This is a genomic window from Borrelia turcica IST7 (assembly GCF_003606285.1).
GTDB classification, from domain to species: domain Bacteria; phylum Spirochaetota; class Spirochaetia; order Borreliales; family Borreliaceae; genus Borrelia; species Borrelia turcica.
Genome location: NZ_CP028884.1, coordinates 821773 through 843225, shown reverse-complemented (window position 1 = coordinate 843225; position 21453 = coordinate 821773). Strand labels below are relative to the sequence as shown.

The 21453-nt window shown below is 28.2% G+C and carries 22 protein-coding genes, 1 tRNA gene and 1 pseudogene; 19 read left to right on the top strand and 5 right to left on the bottom strand.

Going from position 1 to position 21453, the window contains the following annotated elements; genetic code table 11:
- Positions 1-48: 48 nt before the first annotated feature.
- The 11 genes and pseudogenes from DB313_RS04045 to DB313_RS03995 all read left to right on the top strand — a co-directional run bounded on the left by DB313_RS04045 (position 49) and on the right by DB313_RS03995 (position 10318).
- Positions 49-1047, top strand: coding sequence for a flagellar basal body P-ring protein FlgI (locus tag DB313_RS04045; protein WP_120104539.1), 999 nt, complete (start codon positions 49-51; stop codon positions 1045-1047).
- 2 nt (positions 1048-1049) lie between these two features.
- On the top strand, positions 1050-1376 hold the full coding sequence (locus DB313_RS04040; RefSeq protein ID WP_120104538.1) for a rod-binding protein: 327 nt from the start codon (positions 1050-1052) through the stop codon (positions 1374-1376).
- 96 nt (positions 1377-1472) lie between these two features.
- Positions 1473-2276: a sigma-70 family RNA polymerase sigma factor gene (locus DB313_RS04035; RefSeq protein WP_120104537.1), complete on the top strand. Its 804-nt coding sequence runs from the start codon at positions 1473-1475 to the stop codon at positions 2274-2276.
- Between the two features lie 44 nt (positions 2277-2320).
- Positions 2321-3244 (top strand): divergent polysaccharide deacetylase family protein, encoded by a 924-nt coding sequence (locus tag DB313_RS04030; RefSeq protein WP_120104536.1) that lies wholly within the window; start codon positions 2321-2323, stop codon positions 3242-3244.
- Positions 3213-4251: pseudogene (gene tsaD / locus DB313_RS04025) on the top strand (tRNA (adenosine(37)-N6)-threonylcarbamoyltransferase complex transferase subunit TsaD). The gene DB313_RS04030 and the pseudogene tsaD overlap by 32 nt, the downstream one beginning before the upstream one ends.
- Positions 4226-5041, top strand: coding sequence for a pyridoxamine kinase (locus DB313_RS04020; protein WP_120104534.1), 816 nt, complete (start codon positions 4226-4228; stop codon positions 5039-5041). The pseudogene tsaD and the gene DB313_RS04020 overlap by 26 nt, the downstream one beginning before the upstream one ends.
- Before the next feature lie 146 nt (positions 5042-5187).
- Positions 5188-6273, top strand: coding sequence for an undecaprenyldiphospho-muramoylpentapeptide beta-N-acetylglucosaminyltransferase (gene murG, locus DB313_RS04015; RefSeq protein WP_120104533.1), 1086 nt, complete (start codon positions 5188-5190; stop codon positions 6271-6273).
- On the top strand, positions 6267-6755 hold the full coding sequence (locus DB313_RS04010; RefSeq protein ID WP_120104532.1) for a CvpA family protein: 489 nt from the start codon (positions 6267-6269) through the stop codon (positions 6753-6755). Before murG ends, DB313_RS04010 begins: the two co-directional genes overlap by 7 nt.
- A 14-nt stretch (positions 6756-6769) precedes the next feature.
- Complete coding sequence (locus DB313_RS04005) at positions 6770-7813, top strand: hypothetical protein (protein WP_120104531.1); 1044 nt, start codon at positions 6770-6772, stop codon at positions 7811-7813.
- Positions 7813-8973 (top strand): two-component system sensor histidine kinase NtrB, encoded by a 1161-nt coding sequence (locus DB313_RS04000; RefSeq protein ID WP_120104530.1) that lies wholly within the window; start codon positions 7813-7815, stop codon positions 8971-8973. The genes DB313_RS04005 and DB313_RS04000 overlap by 1 nt, the downstream gene beginning before the upstream one ends.
- The gene (locus tag DB313_RS03995; RefSeq protein WP_120104529.1) at positions 8966-10318 is read left to right on the top strand and encodes a sigma-54-dependent transcriptional regulator; all 1353 of its coding nucleotides are present in this window, start codon (positions 8966-8968) and stop codon (positions 10316-10318) included. Before DB313_RS04000 ends, DB313_RS03995 begins: the two co-directional genes overlap by 8 nt.
- A 268-nt stretch (positions 10319-10586) precedes the next feature.
- Here DB313_RS03995 and DB313_RS03990 read toward each other — a convergent pair whose 3' ends face one another.
- Entirely contained in the window at positions 10587-11474 is an 888-nt protein-coding gene (locus DB313_RS03990; RefSeq protein ID WP_120104528.1) for a LysM peptidoglycan-binding domain-containing M23 family metallopeptidase, read from the bottom strand.
- 109 nt (positions 11475-11583) lie between these two features.
- On the opposite strand from DB313_RS03990, the gene DB313_RS03985 reads away from it, so the two are divergent.
- Complete coding sequence (locus tag DB313_RS03985) at positions 11584-11913, top strand: nucleoside triphosphate pyrophosphohydrolase family protein (RefSeq protein WP_120104527.1); 330 nt, start codon at positions 11584-11586, stop codon at positions 11911-11913.
- Between the two features lie 40 nt (positions 11914-11953).
- Complete coding sequence (locus DB313_RS03980) at positions 11954-12814, top strand: undecaprenyl phosphate translocase family protein (RefSeq protein WP_120104526.1); 861 nt, start codon at positions 11954-11956, stop codon at positions 12812-12814.
- A gap of 11 nt (positions 12815-12825) precedes the next feature.
- Here the strand turns inward: DB313_RS03980 and DB313_RS03975 are convergent.
- The 3 genes from DB313_RS03975 to DB313_RS03965 all read right to left on the bottom strand — a co-directional run bounded on the left by DB313_RS03975 (position 12826) and on the right by DB313_RS03965 (position 14262).
- Positions 12826-12909: transfer RNA gene (locus tag DB313_RS03975), tRNA-Leu, on the bottom strand.
- Between the two features lie 59 nt (positions 12910-12968).
- Entirely contained in the window at positions 12969-13694 is a 726-nt protein-coding gene (locus DB313_RS03970) for a hypothetical protein (protein ID WP_238614520.1), read from the bottom strand.
- Entirely contained in the window at positions 13675-14262 is a 588-nt protein-coding gene (locus tag DB313_RS03965; RefSeq protein ID WP_120104524.1) for an ATP-dependent Clp protease proteolytic subunit, read from the bottom strand. Before DB313_RS03965 ends, DB313_RS03970 begins: the two co-directional genes overlap by 20 nt.
- A gap of 203 nt (positions 14263-14465) precedes the next feature.
- Here DB313_RS03965 and DB313_RS03960 point away from each other — a divergent pair, with 203 nt between their 5' ends.
- From DB313_RS03960 to DB313_RS03935, 6 genes are all read left to right on the top strand, one after another.
- Positions 14466-15563 (top strand): NAD(P)/FAD-dependent oxidoreductase, encoded by a 1098-nt coding sequence (locus DB313_RS03960; RefSeq protein WP_120104523.1) that lies wholly within the window; start codon positions 14466-14468, stop codon positions 15561-15563.
- Between the two features lie 206 nt (positions 15564-15769).
- On the top strand, positions 15770-16732 hold the full coding sequence (locus DB313_RS03955) for a ribonuclease Z (protein ID WP_120104522.1): 963 nt from the start codon (positions 15770-15772) through the stop codon (positions 16730-16732).
- A gap of 17 nt (positions 16733-16749) precedes the next feature.
- Entirely contained in the window at positions 16750-17673 is a 924-nt protein-coding gene (locus tag DB313_RS03950; protein ID WP_120104521.1) for an ABC transporter ATP-binding protein, read from the top strand.
- Positions 17673-18407 carry an ABC transporter permease gene (locus DB313_RS03945; protein WP_120104520.1) on the top strand — a complete coding sequence of 245 codons (735 nt, stop codon included), beginning with the start codon at positions 17673-17675 and terminating at the stop codon, positions 18405-18407. The genes DB313_RS03950 and DB313_RS03945 overlap by 1 nt, the downstream gene beginning before the upstream one ends.
- A 6-nt stretch (positions 18408-18413) precedes the next feature.
- The gene (locus DB313_RS03940) at positions 18414-19913 is read left to right on the top strand and encodes a Gldg family protein (RefSeq protein ID WP_120104519.1); all 1500 of its coding nucleotides are present in this window, start codon (positions 18414-18416) and stop codon (positions 19911-19913) included.
- 13 nt (positions 19914-19926) lie between these two features.
- Complete coding sequence (locus DB313_RS03935) at positions 19927-20961, top strand: DUF4340 domain-containing protein (protein WP_120104518.1); 1035 nt, start codon at positions 19927-19929, stop codon at positions 20959-20961.
- On the opposite strand, the gene DB313_RS03930 is transcribed toward DB313_RS03935, so the two are convergent.
- On the bottom strand, positions 20885-21415 hold the full coding sequence (locus DB313_RS03930) for a hypothetical protein (RefSeq protein WP_120104517.1): 531 nt from the start codon (positions 21413-21415) through the stop codon (positions 20885-20887). The genes DB313_RS03935 and DB313_RS03930 overlap by 77 nt on opposite strands.
- Positions 21416-21453 lie beyond the last annotated feature (38 nt).

Below are 21453 nucleotides of genomic sequence, written 5' to 3'. Positions count from 1 at the left end.
TATTAAAATAAAGGTAGACTATATTTCCTATATGAGAGGAACTAAAGCATGGTAAAGTTGATAGTATTCATTATATTAAGCTTAAGCACAGTTTTCAGTTCATTTTCACAAGAAAACCAACCTGTTAAAGATTTACCAAATGTGAATAACATTTTAAAACAACCAAGTGAAACAATAAAACTAAAAGAACTTGCAGAAATACAACCTACAAATTCATCTGTATTAACAGGAATCGGTATCGTAGCAGGACTTACTGGAAAAGGAGATTCTTTAAAGAAGGGCAAGGAGATTCTAAGTAAGCTCTTTACTCAAACTGGAACTAATGAAATTGAAATAGATGTAGCCAACATAGAGAGCAAAAATATCGCATTAGTAAGTGTAGCTCTCAAAATAAATGGAAATATGATTAAAGGAACAAACCTAAATGTACATGTAGCTTCCATATTGGATTCAAAAGATTTAACAAATGGCATTTTATTAAGTACAGAATTGAAAGACAATGCAGGGAAGGTAATAGCAACAGCAGCAGGTCCTATAACTACTCACGAAAAATCAAAAGGTTCAGGATACATTTTAAAAGGAGCTACAGTACATGAGAATAAAGATTATTCTCAATACAATATCATCCTAAAAAAGACAGATTATACTATAGCAGATGCAATAAGTAAAAAACTTAGACAAAAAAATATTAAAAATAATATAAAATCTGGGGACATAATAGAAATAGAGATAGAAGAAATTGGATTATTAAGCGAGATTGAACAAATAGAAATAGAAACTACTCCTAAGATTTTAATAAATGAGACAAATAAAATCATCTTAGCAAGCAAAGATGCAGAAATAGGACCTCTGGTTCTCTTAATTGAAAGAAATGATAACCTTGACAATAAAAATAGTCACAAAGTAAAAGTAGAAATACAAAAAATGAATCTAAATGAATTTATATCAAAAAATTCAGAAACACTCACCAGTGAAGAGCTAATAACAATAATTAAGAAATCTAAAAAAATCAATAAGTTAAATGGAGAACTAATTTTGGAGGAATAAAAATGATAGATAAGATTAAATTACAATATTTGGAAACAAAAAGTCAAATAAATCAGATAAAAAATTTAAAAGATAAAGCAGAACAAATGAATAAACACAAACATGATCTTTATAATGCCTCTTTAGAATTTGAGGCAATTTTTATAAATCAAATGCTTAAGAGTATGAGAAGTTCTTTAAAAAAAGAAAATAACATAATAAGCGGAGGACAAACAGAAGAAATTTTTGAAGATATGCTTTATTTAGAAAGGGCAAAGCAAATAGCAAAATCCAAAAGCTTTGGTCTTGCTAATTTAATCTACAATCAAATAGCAGAAATAAATAATTAATTCTTTTTATTTGTTATATTGGCATATTTTTTGCTTTACATTTTAAATGGGGAGGGATTGTACTAGTTATAAATTTAAAAGATAGGGAGAAATATTGTGAATATATTCAGTAACGAAGATTTAAACATCTATTTAAAATCAGTGAGAGAACACAGATTAATAACTCATGAAGAAGAAATTGAACTTGCCGCTCAAATTAGACGTGGAGACTTGAAAGCCAAAAATAAAATGATTAATGCTAATCTACGTCTTGTTTTAAAAATCATTAAAAGATATGCTGGGAAGGGTTTAAAAATTGAAGACTTGATTCAAGAAGGGAATTTAGGTCTAATCAGAGCTGCTGAGAAATACGATCCAAGTAAAAACACCAAGTTTTCAACCTATGCTTCATTTTGGATTAAACAATCTCTTCAAAGAGCATTAAATACTAAAACAAGGCTTGTAAAAGTCCCTTATAGAAAAGAGAACTTAATATTACAGATAAACAAGTATCTCATGGAAGAAGAAAAATATCCTAAAAAAGAAGATATAATGGAAAAATTTAACTTAACTCCTGCTCAATACATTAAAATCATTCCATATCTTGAAAAAGAATATTCTCTTGATAAAGAGATTGAAGGATCGGAAAATTCTACACTTTTAAATCTTTACGAAGACAATTCTTTTAATCCCGAAAGTACTCTTGAACAAAGCTCTACACTAAAACACCTAAATCATATATTGGATACCAAACTAAACTATAAAGAGAGATATATCATAAGAAAAAGATACAACTTAGATAATAATGATAAAAAAAGCACTCTAAAAGATATTTCTAATGAACTTGGAATATCTTCAGAAACCGTAAGACAGATTGAAAAAAGAGTACTCAAAAAGCTTAGAGAAGAACTTTATCAATAAACATTGACATTAATGTTGGGTTTTGTTCTACTTAATCATCAGGCATGTATATTAAGAATGTTTCTATTTTAATAAAGAACAACAAAACAAAAGTTACAATATTATTCATTATAGTTACCATCATTAGTGCAGTAATCTTACTCTTCTCTAGTCTCTTGTACATTAAAAAAAATGCAAAAACTTTTAACTTAAATTTCAAGGAAAAATTGGAAAAAATTAAAAAAGAAGATTTAATGAAAGAGAAAAAAAAATTCAAATCTCAATCTTTAAAACCTGAATTTTATCTCATAATTGATGATGTTGGATACGATGAATCTATGTTAGAAGAATTTATAAAAATTAACCTAAAAATCAACTTTGCAATTATCCCTTTTCTACCCAAATCAATGCATGCTTATAATAAACTAACAAGTAAAAATAAAATTACAATGATTCACTTTCCAATGCAATCAAAGCATAAAAATTCAATAGAAAAATTTCACATCAACATCAATGACAATGAGCGTACAATACGAACAAAAATTGAAAAAACATTTAAAGAATATCCTAATGCAAGGATAATGAATAATCACATGGGAAGTCTCATTACCTCAAACGAAGATATAATGAAAGCTATCTTAACTAAACTTAAAGAAGAAAATAGATATTTCTTTGACAGCTTTACTACCAAAGAAAGCATATCAATAAAAGTTGGAGAAAAAATTGGAATCAGAGTAGAGAAAAGAGATATCTTCCTGGACAATAAAGATACTGAAGAGGATGTCATTGAATCACTTGAGAAGGCAAAACAAATAGCAAGAATAAAAGGAGTTGTCAAAGTAATAGGACATATTTGGTCAAAAAATACCCTTAAAGTACTCAAACAAGAATCAGAAAACTTAAACAAGGAATTTGAATTTAAAAACTTATTAAACCTTTATGAGAAAGAGGAAAATAATGAAAGTGCTTGGAATAGAAAGCTCCTGTGACGATTGTTGTGCAGCCATAGTAGAAGATGGAATTAAAATTTTAAGCAATATTAAACTTAGCCAAGACGAACACAAAAAATACTATGGCGTAGTTCCAGAGATTGCCTCAAGGTTGCATACAGAATTTATTATGTCTGTCTGCAAAAAAGCTCTAACAGGTGCCCAAATGAATGCATCAGATATTGATTTAATAGCAGTCACATCTAAACCAGGCCTTATCGGTTCTTTAATTGTCGGAGTAAATTTTGCCAAAGGATTATCAATCGCCCTTAACAAACCATTAATTTGCATTGATCATATTTTAGGGCATCTCTACTCTCCTTTAATGACTGAAAAGTTAGAATATCCATTTTTATCTCTCATCTTAAGTGGGGGACATACAATACTTGCAAAACAAAATAATTTTGATGATATCCAAATACTTGGCCGTACCCTTGATGATGCTTGTGGAGAAGCTTTTGACAAAATAGCTAAGCACTACGATATGGGATTTCCAGGAGGACCTAATATAGAAAAATTAGCTAAAAGTGGAAATGAATATGCATTTAATTTCCCAGTCACAATTTTTGAAAAAAAAGAAAACTGGTACGATTTTTCATACTCTGGACTTAAAACAGCATGCATACATCAAATTGAAAAATTTAAAAACAAATATGAAAACATAACAGAAAATAACATCGCTGCAAGTTTTCAAAGAGTAGCTTTTGAAACATTACTAAATCCAATTAAAAGAGCCATAAAGTCTACTAATATAAAAAAATTAATAATATCTGGAGGAGTTGCCAGCAATCTTTACTTAAGAGAAAAAATCAAAAATCTTGCAATAGAAGCTTATTATCCCCCAATAGACCTTTGCACAGATAATGGAGCAATGATTGCAGGAATTGGATACCATATGTACTTAAAATACGGAGCAAGTCCAATTGAAACCGATGCAAGCTCAAGAATAGAAACATATAAATACAGAAAGGAAGGCAAATTATGAAAAGAGTATTAGCCATGCATGACATTTCAACCATAGGACGCACATCACTTACAATGTGCATACCAGTTATATCATCATTTAATATGCAAGTATGTCCATTTGTAACTTCTGTTCTCTCAGCAACAACAGCTTATAAAGAATTTGAAATAATAGATTTAACAAATGAATTAGAAAAATTTATTTTGTCTTGGAAAAATCAAAATGAAAGTTTTAACATATTCTACAGCGGATTTCTTGGGAGTCATAATCAACAAAATATAATAAAGAATATGTTCAAGCTATTAAAGTTTGAAAAAATCATAATTGATCCTGTGTTTGCAGACAATGGGCTACTCTACCCTATTTTTGACCAAAAAATCGTAAGTGGTTTCCGAAGCCTCATAAAGCATGCAGACATTATAACACCTAATATTACAGAACTTAAAATGCTTACTAACATTGAAGAGATAAACAATAAAGATGAAATGATTAAGGCTATAATAAGCCTTGAAATAAATGGAACAACCGTGGTCACCAGTGTAGAAAAAGATAATCTTATTGGAACGGTTGCCTATAATCCACGAACAAAGAAATATTCAGAAATTTTCTTAGAAAAATTGGAACAAAATTTCAGCGGGACAGGAGACTTATTTGCTAGCTTGTTAATAGGATATCTGGAAAAATTAGAGATAGAACAGGCCTTAGAAAAAGCAACACGAGTAATTCAATCAATAATAAAACACTCTATTGCACTTAATACTCCCAAAAAAGAAGGTATTCAAATTGAACAATTCCTAAAAAATAATTTCAATACCACTCAAAATGATTTTTAAGCTTAATTTAAGTAGTATTCTAGAATGGAAAACCTCGCTCAGTAAAAAAATATTCAATATTTGCATTAAAATGTACTATTAATTTAAAATATGAATATAATCCAAATTATATTGCTAAAAACTTAATCAATGAATAAAAGAGGCATATGAAAAATAAAAAAATGATATTTTTTACGGGAGGAGGTACCGGAGGGCATATTTTCCCAGGGATAGCAATAATTGAAAGCTTAAGAGAATTAGACAAGAATATTGAATTCTTCTGGCTAGGGCAAAAAGAATCAATGGAATCTAAAATCATAAGAGAATATTCTCATATTAAATTTATTGAAATTCCATCTGGAAAACTTAGGAGATATTTCTCACTACAAAATTTCACTGATTTTTTAAAAGTTATATTTGGAATAATCAAAAGCTTTTTTATTATAAAAAAACATAAACCCCAAATTATATACGCAACTGGCGGTTTTGTATCAAGTCCTCCTATTATTGCAGCAAGTCTTCTTAAAGTAAAAAAAATAACCCATGAAATGGATCTTGATCCTGGGCTTGCAACGAAAATCAACTCAAAATTTGCAGACACAATACACATTAGCTTTAAAGAAAGTAAAAAGTACTTTAAAAACAAAAATGTCATATATACGGGCTCACCAATAAGATCAGAATTTACAAATCCAAATCCAAACATTATAAAAACTCTGTCTTGCAATACAGAAAAACCTATTATTAGCTTACTAGGAGGTTCTCTTGGAGCAGAAATTTTAAATCAACTAGCCACTAATATCAAAAACAAAATTGACGCCTATTTCATACACCAATGTGGCAAAAGTATAGACGGAACTAGAGAAAATAATTATCTAAGACGTCCATTTTTTAATGCAGAAGAAATGTCAAGCATAATTAAATTTTCAAATATAATAATCAGCAGAGCTGGAGCTGGAGCTATTAAAGAATTTGCTAATGCTGGCGCTTGTGTAATACTTATTCCATTCGAAAAAGGTTCAAGAGGCGACCAGGTTAGAAATGCAAACCTACTAGAAGAGCATAATGCATGCTTAAAAATAGAAGAAAAAAATTTAAATGAAAGTGTTATCATAAATGCTATACAAGAAATACTGGAAAACAAAGAAAAATCTGATACATTAAGGCATAATATCAATAAATTTCATAAACAAGATTCATCAAATCTAATATCTAATATATTATTAAAACAGTTTGAGGCAATGGAATGCTAGAACACGATCCCGTTAAAATAACTGGCATAGCTGACATACTAATAATAATAATTTTTATCTCACTGGGTTTTAGAGGATTTTTAAGGGGTTTTATTAAAGAAATTGGTGGCTTTGTTGAAGTCTTTGCTTTAATATTTTTACTTTACAATAAAACGCATAATTTTCAAGCATTTATATCTCCCATGCTTGAATTATCCTACATTCAAGCATTACTAGTATTTTTTTTATTAATACATATAGGATTTCTAATATTACAATCACTAATTGAATCAATCATAAGCCACCTTCAACTGCTATTCTTTAATAGAATACTTGGGCTAATACTTGGTTTATTTGAAGCCTTTGGCATCATTGCAATTGTAGTTTATTTAATTCACTCACAACAAATCTTTAAACCCTCATACTTTTTAGAAGGAAGTACATTACTTGAATATCTTAATCCTGGAATAAATTATTTTTTCAAATTATCAAAAACACAGTAAAGAGAAGCAAAAATATGGAAATACTACCCAAAATCACTAAAGAAATACTTAATGAATATGAAAAAGGCAGTCTCCCAAATGCAATACTTTTTTGGGGAGAGAGATTTTCCTCCAAAAGAATAAGTGCTTTTGTACTTGCAAAAAAAATATTAAACTCACAAACTTCATCAAATCCCAATCTACTAGTCTTCTCAAGTCTTAATACAATAGAAGCAAAGGCATATCTTAATGTAGATTCAAATGAGGTCATAAATAAATACCTAAAATACGTTAAGAATATCATTTTCACTAAATACAACTTCAGTAGTGATAAAAACTTAAAAAAAATAGAAAAGAATGTTAATTTTATTAACGAAATTTATTATAAAAACGATTATAGCAACACTGTAAAAAAAGAACTTATTAAAAAAATTGAAGAGATAATTAAAGACATAAATTTCAACCTTACCATTAATGACATTAGAAAGGTTAGATCTTGGGCATTCTCGGAGAAAAATAAGACAAAGGTAATCTATATCAATGAAATTGAAAATTTATCCTTTAATGTTTACAATGCGCTTCTTAAAATATTAGAAGAACCTCCTTTAAATATTTATTTTATATTAACCACAAGAAATAAAAATAAAATTCCAAAAACAATATTATCAAGACTGAGATGCTACAGATTCCAAAAAGAAAATAGAGATTTTGAGGTTAAAAAATTTAAAGCAATCTTTAATAAAAATGACACACTCACAACCGAAGAATATTTTAATTCATTTTACAGCGAAGAAAGTGAAAAATTAAAAGAAGAAGTAAAGAGAACTTTGAACATAATAAAAGAAAAGCAAGGATTATTTAACCTTGACACATTTAATTTTTTAAAAGATGAGGTTACATTTACATCATTCTTAAAAGAACTTGCAACTCAACTTAGACACGACTTTTTAAACCAAAATTTAGATATTAATACTTATCTAAAGAGGTTAGAATATCTAAAACATATTTTAAAACACACACCCTATAATCAGAATAAAAAGCTAATTGCAGAAAACCTAATGCTAATTTATGAGGATTAATGAGTAAATTCTTTAAAAAAGCCTTATCTAAGCTAAATAAACTATCAAGCGAGCAAAAACTTAAGTTTATTCAAGATCTCTATAAAAAAATAGAAATATATGACGGAATTTTTGCATCTATTAATGAAGGAATTCTTGTACTTGATAAGTTTAATAACATAATTTATTCAAACAAAATGTTATTTCAAATACTAACTCTCAATTCTGAGTCCAAACTAGAAACCCTTTATGATATTCAAATTCCAACCCTAACAAATTTAATAGAAGAACTAGCCATAAATGAAGACAAAATAATAGGATATGAATTTCAAATTTCAACAAATATGTTCATTAAAATATCATTTATGCCATATGTTAAAGATCAAAAGCTCGAAGGAAATATTATTTTAATTGAAGATATTAAAGATAAAAAACATAAAGAAGAACTTTTCAGAAGAGCAGAAGCTTTAGCTGCCTTTACAAGACATGCAAGAAATATTGCACATGAGATTAAAAACCCATTAGGAGCAATTGACATAAACCTACAGCTACTCAAGAAAGAAATAGATAGACAAGATATTAAAAGCACTAAAGCAGATAATTACTTTAAAATAATAAAAGAAGAAATAAATAGAATGGATAAAACTGTAACAGACTTCCTATTAACAGTAAGACCTATCAAGATAATGGCTGAAAAAAGAGATATCACTGATATCATAAAAAGTGTATATAATTTACTAAATCCAGAATTAGAAAATAAAGATATTAAACTTCTACTCAATCTTAAAAAAGTAAGTCCTGCTTTAATTGACGAAAAACTTTTAAGACAAGTAATAATCAACATAATAAAAAACGCAGAAGAAGCTCTACTTGAATCAAATAAAAGAATAAAAAAAATAGATATTTCTATTAACGAGAGCAAAGATAACATATATATCAACATAAAAGATAACGGAGATGGAATGAAGGATGAAACAAAGGATGAAATATTTAAGCCACAATTTAGCACAAAAGAGAAAGGAAGTGGAATAGGACTCACTATTTCTTATAAAATAATAAAAGAACACGGAGGAGAAATTTTTGTGGAGAGTAAAGAGATGAAGGGCACTACTTTTACAATTACTCTTCCAAAATTAAACACAGACAAAATTTTAATTGAAGGATATTTAGAAAATGAGTAAGGTACTTGTAGCAGACGATGAGAAAAACATACGAGAAGGGATAGCAACCTATCTTGAAGAGGAGGGATTTTTTGTATTTACCGCTAGCGATGGAGAAGAAGCTATTGAAACAATTGAAAATGAAAAGATTGATGTTATAATATCTGACCTTAGAATGCCTCAATTATCAGGAGAACAATTATTAAAAATCGTAAAAGATAAAAATCCAAACATGCCTTTTATTATTCTAACAGCGCATGGAACCGTTGATTCAGCGGTTGATGCTATGCGGGAAGGTGCTTATGATTTTTTAACAAAACCAGTTGATCTTGAAAGACTATTACTCATAATAAAGAGAGCCTTAAATAGGCAAAATGATAAAATTCATAAAAGTATTTCAGAAAATATTATCATCAGAAAAGATTTAAACTATTATGAACATATCCTTGGAAAATCTCTTGTTATGCAAAAAACTTTGGAACTCGTCAAAAAAATTGCTAAATCAAAAGCATCCGTACTAATAACTGGAGAAAGCGGGGTTGGAAAAGAAGTAATAGCAGATGCTATTTTTGACTTATCAAATAGGAATGACAAACCTTTTATTAAAGTAAACTGTGCAGCACTCTCTGAAAGCATACTTGAAAGCGAACTTTTTGGACATGAAAAAGGAGCATTCACAGGCGCGATATCTCAAAAAAAAGGTAGATTTGAACTTGCCGATAAGGGAACAATATTTTTAGATGAAATAGTAGAAGTATCACCTGAAGTTCAAGTAAAACTACTAAGAGTTCTTCAAAATAAAACATTCGAGCGAGTAGGTGGAGAATCCACTATGCAAGTTGACATTAGGTTATTAACAGCAACAAATAAAAATATTGAAGAAGAAATCAAGAAGGGAAGATTTAGGGAAGACTTATTTTACAGACTAAATATAATAAACATTAATATCCCGCCTTTAAGAGAAAGAAAAGATGACATACAAAATCTAACAAACATACTAATTAAAAGCGTTGCTAGCGAAAACAATAGAGAAGAAAAAAGCCTTTCTAATGATGCACTCAAAGCTCTTTATGCTTATGATTGGCCAGGAAATATTAGAGAATTAAAAAATGTACTTGAAAGCGCCCTAATACTGTCTAAGGGAAAGCAAATCGTAAAAGATGACCTGCCACCAAAAATTAAAAATAACACAAATCAAATAGTCAAAATAACATTACCAATAGGCATAAGCTTAAAAGAAGCAGAAAGAGAAATCATTAAACAAACACTTCTATATTCTAAGCACAACAAAAGCAAATGTGCCGAGATACTCAAAATAGGAAGAAAAACCCTTCACAATAAAATAACAGAATACGATATCGATTAAATAAGCTTATCTATTTTCAAAATAAAACCGTGTTATTAATTAATAATTAGTATAAAAATATATAGTAATTTCTTACATTGTATATTTTTGATACTAAAAATCCCGTGAAATGAAAATAAATATATCAAGTTGGTACAGTATTAAGTAAAAATTTTAATCAAAGTGTATCATAAAATTATCCTATTATGTCTTATCTATTTAAGGATTATTAAATTAGAATCAAAATAATTTAGTAATACATTTTTATACTGTTTTAAAAATTACTTATCTACTTTAAAATTTTAACAGGATTAATGGGCGTATCTTTTTTTAATATTTCAAAATGTAGATGAGGTCCTGTTGAGCGTCCTGTTTGACCTACTCTACCAATAACATCTCCTGTTTTTAAAACATCTCCCTTACGAACAATATAAGAATTAAGATGACCATAAAGCGACTTAATGTTGTTTTTATGTTCAACAACAACAAAATTTCCATAAATATCATTATAGCCAACTATCACTACAACACCATAAGATGAACAAAAGACTAGGGTATCCATTGGAGCTGCAAGATCTATACCCGTATGAAAACTATTTCTACCAGTAAAAGGATCTGCTCTAAATCCAAAATCAGAAGTAACAATAAACTTCTTTAAAGGAAAAATAAAATCAGAATTTAGGAAAAAAAGCATTTCCGTATTTGAGAAAAAACTTAAATCTGGTTGCTTAACAGAATCAAAAAAATAAAACTCATATATCTTATTATCTCTTTTAACCTTTATCTTCTCTGCCTTTGTTAAGTCTCTTGTAGCTAAAAGTAAATTATTAAATCTATGCTTCTTATTATCAAGTACGAAAAGACCTTTCTTACTAGGAATTAAAATATCTTGTCCCGTACTTAAAAAAGGAGAGTCCAGCAAATTAACCGTAGCAATACTAGCCTGCCATCCATTTACTTTGTTTGCAATCTTAAAAAAAGTATCACTCTTTTTTACTTTATACGAATAAATAAATAAAGGAACATTTTCCCTTTTATTGTATTTAGAAATTTTTACTCTAAGGTCAGAGAAAATAGGATCTTTATTCGAGAAATTTTTTATCTCAGGATAAGAATAAATATAATTAAACTGCAGGCAGAAAAAAACAACTCTTAATACAAAAATAACCTTATTCACATATAAAACTCCAATAATACATTGAGCTTAATATAATAAAATTTTTAAAAAAAAGATATAATAGATAAACTTGTAAATAATAGAAAACTGTATTAAACTGGTTTTAATTATGGAATTAAACGAATACCAAAAGCAGGCAAAAAAAACGGCTAAGTATAAAAATAAAAAGGAAGAACTAATTTTAACAACACTCGGTCTTGCGGGAGAGACAGGCGAAGTTATAGAAAAAATAAAAAAATTGGGTCGTGATAAAGACTATGTACTTGATGACGAGTATTTATTATCTATTAAGAAAGAGCTTGGCGATGTTTTATGGTATATTTCAAACTTAAGTAATAATCTTGGAATAACGCTTGAAGATGTTGCTATTACTAATTTAGAGAAACTAAAAAAAAGACATGAAGATGGAACTATTAATGGTGAAGGAGACGAGCGATAAATAGCTAACTAATGCTAACCAAATTAAGTACAAAAAGATCATGCTCAGTGTTTATATAAAAGGCTTATTAATTGGCATTGCCAACATTATACCTGGAGTCTCAGGTGGAACATTAGCATTAATACTAGGAATTTACTATAAAATAATATATTCGTGTTCGAGTCTCATAAAAGTAAGGGATAGCAAAAATATAACTTTTCTTGCCACACTTTCCCTTGGAATACTAACCTCAATAATAATACTTTCAAAAGTACTTAAAAGCTATATATTAGATGGAGGAATAAGAGAAGCATGCTTAACCATGTTTTTCATAGGATTAATTATAGGAAGCATATTTAACATAAAAAAAGAAATTAAAATAAAAGAAATAACTAATAAAGATAACAACACTATGAAATATTACTTATTCCTAATCGGATTTCTTTCTATACTCTCTCTTTTGTTCATAAGAAGCTACAACTTATCGTTTGATATATCCAAGTATCAAGACACAAAATCAATAGAGTACTACCTATTAATTACTAGCTCAGGGCTAATAAGCGGATCTGCTATGATTCTACCAGGAATATCAGGTTCACTACTATTGCTAAGCCTTGGGACTTACAAAGAAATCATAAGTATTGTATCTCATCTTGACATAAAGCTATGTATAATATTCGGTATATCCACAATAATAGGAACAGGAATTACAATACTGATAATTAAAAAAACCATAGATAAACACCTAGTTAAATTTCTTTATTTATCTAGTGGCTTAATTTCAGGTTCAATTCTACAAATGTTATTTAGTATAACAAATCTTAACTTAAAACCATCTCTAATATTCCTAATAGGCTCATTCATTCTATTCATCGCAGGATTACAAATAAGTAAAATGCTTGAGAACATAAAAGGCAATTAAAAAGTTCTTTATACCGAAGACCGGACTTGAACCGGTACGGAGTTTCCTCCTCAGGATTTTAAGTCCTGTGTGTCTACCACTTCCACCACTTCGGCATTGTTAGTAATAATATAATAATCAAATTATGATGTCAATAACTAAATATTTGAAAAGTTTACTTAATAACAATGTTTTTCGGAAAATTGTCCAAATAAAATTCATCATTTAAATAGCTTAAAAGAACATATAATAAAGAATGAAGAGATATTTGAGCTATAAAATTAGAATAAATTCTATAATTAACATTGTTAATTATACTCATTGGATTAATTGAATCTTGAAGCAAAATAAAAAACCCTTTTCTAACGATTACATTCAAAATAATAAGTTCTGCTTTATCCAAGATAAAAATCAAATTTTCATATTGAGAATTTAAATATGCTACCTGGTCATCAACAATAGAAATATCTAAATTATTACTTATTTCATCATTAAAATTAAAAATAACAATTCCATAATGGCTCCCTTTAAACTTAAAATCAATAACAATACCTAGTCTTTGCTCATAGAACCCTTCAACAAAGCTTAAAATCTTAATCTTAACCGATTCTTTAGCAAGAACACCAATGGAATAGTTCTTGTTTTGACCAATAAAATATGAATTCTTAAAACTCCCAAATGAAACCCTATTATTAACTAAATCCAACTCCTCTTGACTATTTAAGTTCTTAATAATCACCAAATCAAAATCTGACAAAAAAACATTGTAAGCCACATCTAATAATGAATTTAGAGAAGCAAAATTTTGATTTAAATTACCAACACTAAACTCTAAAATGCTAAACTCTGTTTTTGGTGAACTACAAGATAGAATTAAAAGACTAAGAAATAAATTTTTCAAGCTCAAGTCTAGTTTCAACAATCTTAAAGACAAGGCCATATTTCATTGCATCTTTACTATTTAACCAAAAATCTCTATCCGTGTCCTTTTCTACCTTAGAAAGCTTCTGCCCTGTTTCTTTTGCAATAATATTATTAAGTTCTCTCTTAATTTTATTAAGTTCATTTGTATAAATCTCAATATCAGTAGCAACTCCCTTAAAACCACTTAAAGGTTGATGTAATAGATATCTTGCACGAGGCAAAGAAAATCTACTCTTTGAATCTGCTGCTAAGAATATCAAAGCACCCGCACTAGCCACAAGTCCAACTCCAATTGTAAAAACCTTAGGTTTCACAAATCGTATCATATTAAAAATAGCAAACCCAGCATCAATATCACCACCCTCCGAATCAATATAAACAAGTATAGGTTTCGTATCATCTGACGCTTCCAAAAATAATATCTTTTCCTGAAATAACTTTGAAGTATCCTTATTAATCTCCCCTGTAATAACTATTGCTCTACTTTTTAATGCAAACTCCAATGATTGATTTATTTCTGTTTGCTTTATATCTTTACAGTCCATATTTTTACCTTTTCAACAAATATAATGATACATATTATAATTAAAAACAAAAGGTTTTTAAATGCCCAAAACATCAAAAAATTATTCAAAAACTATACTAATCACGATAGTAAGAGCAATAAATTTTTTAATCAAGTCAAAATTTATTATAGGAGAAGTAATCTTAATTGACGGAGGTCAACGATTAAAAAGGGGTATTATTAATGGAATTTGAATTTGCAGTCATTGGAGGCGGTATTGCTGGAAGTACTTTAACTTATGAGCTACTTAAGAGAAAAAAAAGCGTGATTTTATTTGATAATGAAGATGAAAAGGCGACAACTGTAGCAGGAGGTCTTATCAATCCTATTATGGGAAGAAAAATGAACCTTGCTTGGAGAGAACCTGAAATTTTCAAGTTCGCAATTCAATACTATAAAGACATTGAAAAAAATATTAACTGTAGTTTTTTAGAAGAAAAGCCTATTTTTAGGCCATTTACTACAAAAACACAGAAAGAAGAACTTATTTTAAAAATAAAAAAGGACAAAACTATACAAAACTTCATATTATCAATTATCAATGAAAAAATTCACGATTGTTCCATTGATAATGATGGAGGCATGCTAATCAAGGGAGCCGTCATTAATACAAATTTGTATATAGAAATCCTTAGAAAATACTTCATAAAAAACAATGCATATATCAAAGCAGAAATCAATGAAGAGGCAATTCAAATAAATGACCAATCATTTCAAATCAATGCATTTAAATTTAAAAAATTAATATTTACAAGAGGGTATAAAGAAACAACTACAAATCTCTTCTCATATCTCCCATTCAAACCAGCAAAAGGAGAAATTCTTATATTAGAGATCAAAGGATTAAATCTTAGAGAAGTTTACAACAGACATGTCTCATTAATACCCTTACAAGATAATAAATTCTATCTTGGTGGAACTTATGAATGGGAAAATTTAGACACAAGTACAAATGAATGGGCAAAAGAGGAACTTATACACAAACTTAAAAAAATTACAAACCTAAGTTACAAAATCATCCAACACAAAGCGCACATAAGACCCTCTACTCTTGATAGAGAACCTTTCCTTGGAGAACATCCAAAATACAAAAATATATTCATATTAAATGGACTAGGAACAAGAGGTATATCAATGACACCATATTTATCTCAAAGTATTTTAAATTATATTGAAAGGAAAATTAGTCTTCCAAGTTATTATGACATTAGCAGATACTCAAGATTCTATCAAGAAACAAATAATTTTATTTGCAATATATCTAAATTTAGAAAAAAATAATATAATGTGTAAATGCAAAATAGTGTCTGCTTATGTTTTAATGAGATAAATATTTTCACTAAAATATCAAGGAGCATTTACTATTAAAATCAAAAATAGAAAGGAAATCCAAAATACCAATGTAGTTTACTCGTTTATTCTTAAAATAAAACTTCACTCTTATTTTTATTCATTAAAGACAAAAAAAAAGAATTGGGAGAGTATTTTTGAGTTTTAATATTAATATTCTTGGTACAGGGGGTACAAGACCACTACATAACAGATATTTAACTTCTGTTTTAGTAGAATACTATGGAGACAATTTTCTCTTTGATTGTGGAGAGGCTACTCAAATGTCTCTTAGGAAACAAAAAATATCATGGCAAAAAATCAAAGTCATATGCATCACACACTTACACGCCGACCACATTACAGGTTTACTTGGGATAGTAATGCTTATGGCACAAAGTGGAGAAACAAGAAAAGAGCCCCTCACTATCATAGGGCCCATTGGAATTAAAAGGTATTTAGAAACAAATATTGAACTTTTGAAAGTACATAAAAATTACGAAATAATCTATAAAGAAATAATAATTAATAAAACAGATGAGATTTTATATGAAGATAAAAGAAAAAGAATTGAATATAGAAAACTAAGACATTCTGTAGATTGTGTCGGATATCTATTTATAGAAAAAGATAAGCCTGGGAAATTTGATAACCAAAAAGCAGAAATTCTTAATATCCCAAAAGAACATATTAGAAAAAAACTACAAGATGGCCATGAGGTAATCCTTAATGAAAGGAAAATATTACCCTCCGAGGTTTTAGGGGAACCTCAAAAGGGATTAAAATTTGCATACATTACAGATACAGGCTATTTTGAAGATTTAATCACACATATTAAAAACTTTAATTTAATTATAATTGAGAGTACATTTAAAAATGAATTAAAAAAGGAAGCTGAAAAGAAATTGCATTTAACGGCACAATCAGCAGCATTGATTGCAAAAAGAGCAGGGGTTAGTCAAACAGGCCTCATTCATTTTAGTGAAAGATACACGCTAAATAAAGACTTGTGTGAATTACTAAATGAAGCAAAGCAAGAATATCCAAATGGAGAAATATTTTTAACAAAAGACGGAATGAGGCTTGAGGCAGATAAAAATAAATTTATTATAAAATATTAGTATCTAAGGAGAAGTATATGATAAATGTAAAAAATGTCACTAAAACATATGGTTCATTTACAGCTCTCTTTAATGTTAGCTTTAAAGTTAACGAAGGAGAAGTACTTGGCATACTTGGTCCAAATGGAGCAGGAAAATCTACATTAATCAAAATTTTAACATCATTTCACTACCCCAACAAGGGGAATGTAAAAATTTTTGAAAAAGATATCACAGAAAATCCAACAGAAATACTGCAAAATGTAGGATACTTACCTGAAAAACTAGCTCTTTATCCTGAATTATCTGTCAATGAATATTTAAATTTTATCTCAGAAATAAAAGGCGTTCAAAATCCCAAAAAAGAAATAGACAAAGCAATAAGTATTTTTAAACTCGAAAGCGTGAAGAATAAATTAATATCTAATTTATCAAAAGGATTCAAACAAAGAGTAGGAATAGCTGGAGCTTTATTAAATAATCCCAAGCTTGTAATCCTTGATGAACCCACAAATGGACTTGACCCAAATCAAATTATAGAATTCAAAGAATTCTTAAAAGAACTGGAAAAAACTAGCACAATACTCTTCTCTTCTCATATTTTAAGCGAAGTCGAGTCAATTTGTAAGAGAATAATCATTATTAACAATGGAGAGATTATTGCTGACGATACTAAGGAAAATATAGCTAAAAACAGACTTAAAGAAACTGAGCTAGATCTAATTGTCTACAAAGATCCTGGAATAAATAAAGAACATTTTATCAATAATGATATATTTACATTAGTAAAAACAGAAGAAAATGAAAACGAAATCAATATTTCATTAAAACTTGCAGCTGATAAAACGGAAAAAGAACTCTTTAATTATGTTGTAAGTAAAGGTATAGTATTAAAAGCAATGATACCAAAACATGAAAGTTTAGAAAAAATATTTAGTAAACTAACAAAGGAGAGAAAATAATGAAAATAAACTTAAGGCAATCTCTAGCTTTGTCAAAAAAAGAATTAAAAGTTTTATTCGGTACACCAACAGCATATGTTGTAATCTTATTTTTTCTATTGTTTGTAAACTTTTCTTTCATTTTTTTCTCCGGATTTTTCATTAAAGATAATGCCTCATTAATGTCTTATTTCTCATCAATGCCAATTGTTTTAATGTTCGTCTTACCAGCACTTAGTATGGGAGTTTTTTCAGAAGAACACAAAACAGGAAGCATTGAATTACTCTATGCACTGCCAATAAGTCCACAAGAAATAGTAGTTGGAAAATTCATTACACTTAAAATATTTACATTAATACTTTTCGCTCTCACATTACCTCTTACAATAATGACAATTTTTATGGGCGAATTTGACCTTGGAATAGTATTTCTTCAATATTTAGGAATAATTCTTTATTCTTATTCCGTTCTTAGTATGGGAGTATTCATATCTTCTATTACTAAAAGTCAAATAGTATCCTACATATTAACCGTGTTCATTCTAATATTAATAATATTTTCAGGAAAACTAATAATGATATTTGGAAAAGAAAACATACTTGGAGAAATACTCAACTTTATCTCAATTGCTAACCACTTTAGTTACTTTAATATGGGAATACTAAACCTATCTGATCTTATTTACTTCATTACATTTTCAGTTACATTCCTCATATTAAGTTCATATAGCATAAGATTAAAAAAATGGAGATAATTATTTATGAGAAGCAAACATAACGAGATTCTAAATTTAATTTTAAACCTTGCAATAATATTGCTAATTCTTTGTAACATATCTATTTTCGTTTTCAAAATAGATTTTACTAAAAATAAAGCTTTCACAATTTCTTCAGTTACAAAAGATTTATTTTCAAATGCAAATGAAAAAATATATATTACTTACTATAACTCTTCAAGTCTTGGCAATTATTTTGCATTTCCAGAACAAATAAAAAATTTCCTAACAAGTTTTTCTGATGCCTCAAATGGACAAGTAATTTACAGAGAAATAGATGCTGATAAAGTATCTTCTCCCCTAGAACAAATTGGAATTCCATCTCAACAAATTGACCTTAGAGACATCAATCAACTCTCCATACTTAAAATCTATTCAGGAATTGAAATAATTTATGAAGGAAAACGAGAGGTACTTCCTATCGTAACTGAGATTGGAAATTTAGAATATGAACTTGCAAGTAGTCTAGATAAATTAATCAACAATACAAAAAAGGTCTTAGGACTTGTTTTTGGGGACGAAACATTAAAAGAAACACATAAAAGCTTCATAGAAATAATGAAGAAAGCTTTCAAAACCGATATTAAAGAAATAAACATCAACAAGGAACCATTAGAAGACATCAATGGTTTATTTATAATTGGTGCTAAAGAAATTAACAATGACTCACTTAAAAAAATTGATGAATTTATTGTAAACAACGGAAAAGTATTATTTGCTACAAGTAAAATAGATTATAATCCTCAAAATCCATACGCAACAGCTCCACTTAAATCTCCACTCTTTAATCTAATTGAAAGTTATGGAATTAAATATAATGAAAATATTATCCTTGATAAAAGAGCTCCAAATCTTTTCTTAGGAGGATACTTCCAAATTTATCACCCATGGATATTAATTGACAAAAGTAGCCTTATCGATCCAAAAAATCCTTTATTTAAAAATTTCTATGACGCTTTAATTCCTTGGAGTAATTCACTAGAACTTATAGAAAACAAAGAGAGTGAAATAAACTACTTACCTTTATTTGCAAGCTCTAAAGAATCTTGGCAAGTTAGCGATGAAAATATTTCAAGTATAGCGATGCACTCATTTGATGTTCCAAAAACCTTTGACAAAGAAGATACACAAAAAATTCTAGGATATTATGTGGAAGGACAAATTAAAAGTTTATATAATGACAAAAAATCCGAAAATTCAAAAATAATTTTTCTAGGTTCAAGTATGATATTTAGTGATTATATGTACAATGGATCACCTTCAAATTTTGAACTTGCTGGACGAATTTCAGATTATTTAATGCAAAAGGAAGCATTTTTTAGCATTAAATCAAGAGAAGTACGCTCTAAGCTAAAATTTGTAAATTCTTCACAAGAAATGCTAAATGCAAAATTTTTATTAATACTCATAAATTTAATCTTATTGCCAATAGCAATAATAATATTTGGACTTATCAGATTTACCCAAAAAAGAAGAATCAACTAATAAAGGAGATTTTATGGAGAATAAAGGCATATTGTTAGAAAAAAAAGAATACATAAAAATAATAATAATTGTTATGTTACTTACCACATTTTTATTAGGGATAATATTTTCAAATAAAAATCAAACTATAAGGCTTTTGGAAGAAAAATTATTTGAACTTGATTTTACTCAAATTGCAAAAATTGAGACAGAGCTTGAGGGAACTCTTACAAAAACAGAAAAAGGATGGGAGCTTAATTATAATGATATAAATATTCCAATTGATGAGAGAAGAGTAACTTCTATGATTAAAGCTCTAGAAAATTTGCAAAAAAATAAACTTGTAAGCAGAGACTCCAAAAAGCACAAAGAACTAGGGATCAAAGAAAAACCAGATTTTAAACTTTTTGACGATAAAAATAATTTGATAACAGAAATATTTATTGGAAATCCAGGAGAAGGAGATTCAAGATTATCTTATATAAAAAGAAGTGACGATAATGTGTATTTAACCAATAATATTTTCTTATCATACAAAGGCAATTCTTACAATACCTTTGCAAATACTAAACTTTTCAGAGAAAAAAACATAAATCTAGAAAGATTATCGCTAAAAGTACTTAGTAAGCCAAACAAAGATGAAGAAGATGCAATACAAAATAATTACAATATAACTAGAAAAGACGGTCTTTATTTTTTCAACGAAGAGCTTTTAAAACAAGAAAAACCCTTGCAAATTATCAAAGAATTCACAACAGATGGATTTGAAATAAATAAAACTAAAATCAACGAATATAAGCTTCAATACAATATTGAAGTCATATGGAATAATAAAAGTGTAAACAACATTGATGTTTACTTTAGCAAAAATGAAAAAGATAGAGATATTCTACTTAAAAAAGATAAAGAAGACTATTACTACATCACTAACAAATGGGCTTTCTTTGATGTATTTAATTTAGAAAAAAATATAAAAATAAACGATACTCACTCTAGTGAAGATCATGCACACGAGGCACATGATCATCCTCACCCACATCATCACGATGATCATGACCATCACCATTAGTATTTCGATGTATGCAATATAAGACAAAAATAGAAAAATGCAGATAAAAAAGAGACATTAAAACAAGATAAGAATTTAAAACATATAATATCCTGTTCTTTGGCAGGATATTATAATACACAACTAAACTAATTACATCATTGCTCAATTCAAAATTAACCTTAAATTTCTTTATAAAAACACTACTCTTTAAAAGAACTGGATCTAATCTATCTGAGAATTTATAAATCAAATCATCTTTTGTTTTATAAACTAAAATCCCATTAACTGATGAGAGTAAATAATAAGAGCTAACTAAATCATGTTCTCCTAAAGTTTTATCGAAATATTGTTCTAAATCTAAATCCTCAAAAAATTTTATATTATATGCTCTAACATTATCTATTAAATAAGTAAGGTCAAAATCAATCTGGCTTATAAACTTGCTAATAAAATAAAAAAAAGTTAAAAACAAAAATAAAACTGCAGTAATAAAAAATAAAAAATAGTACT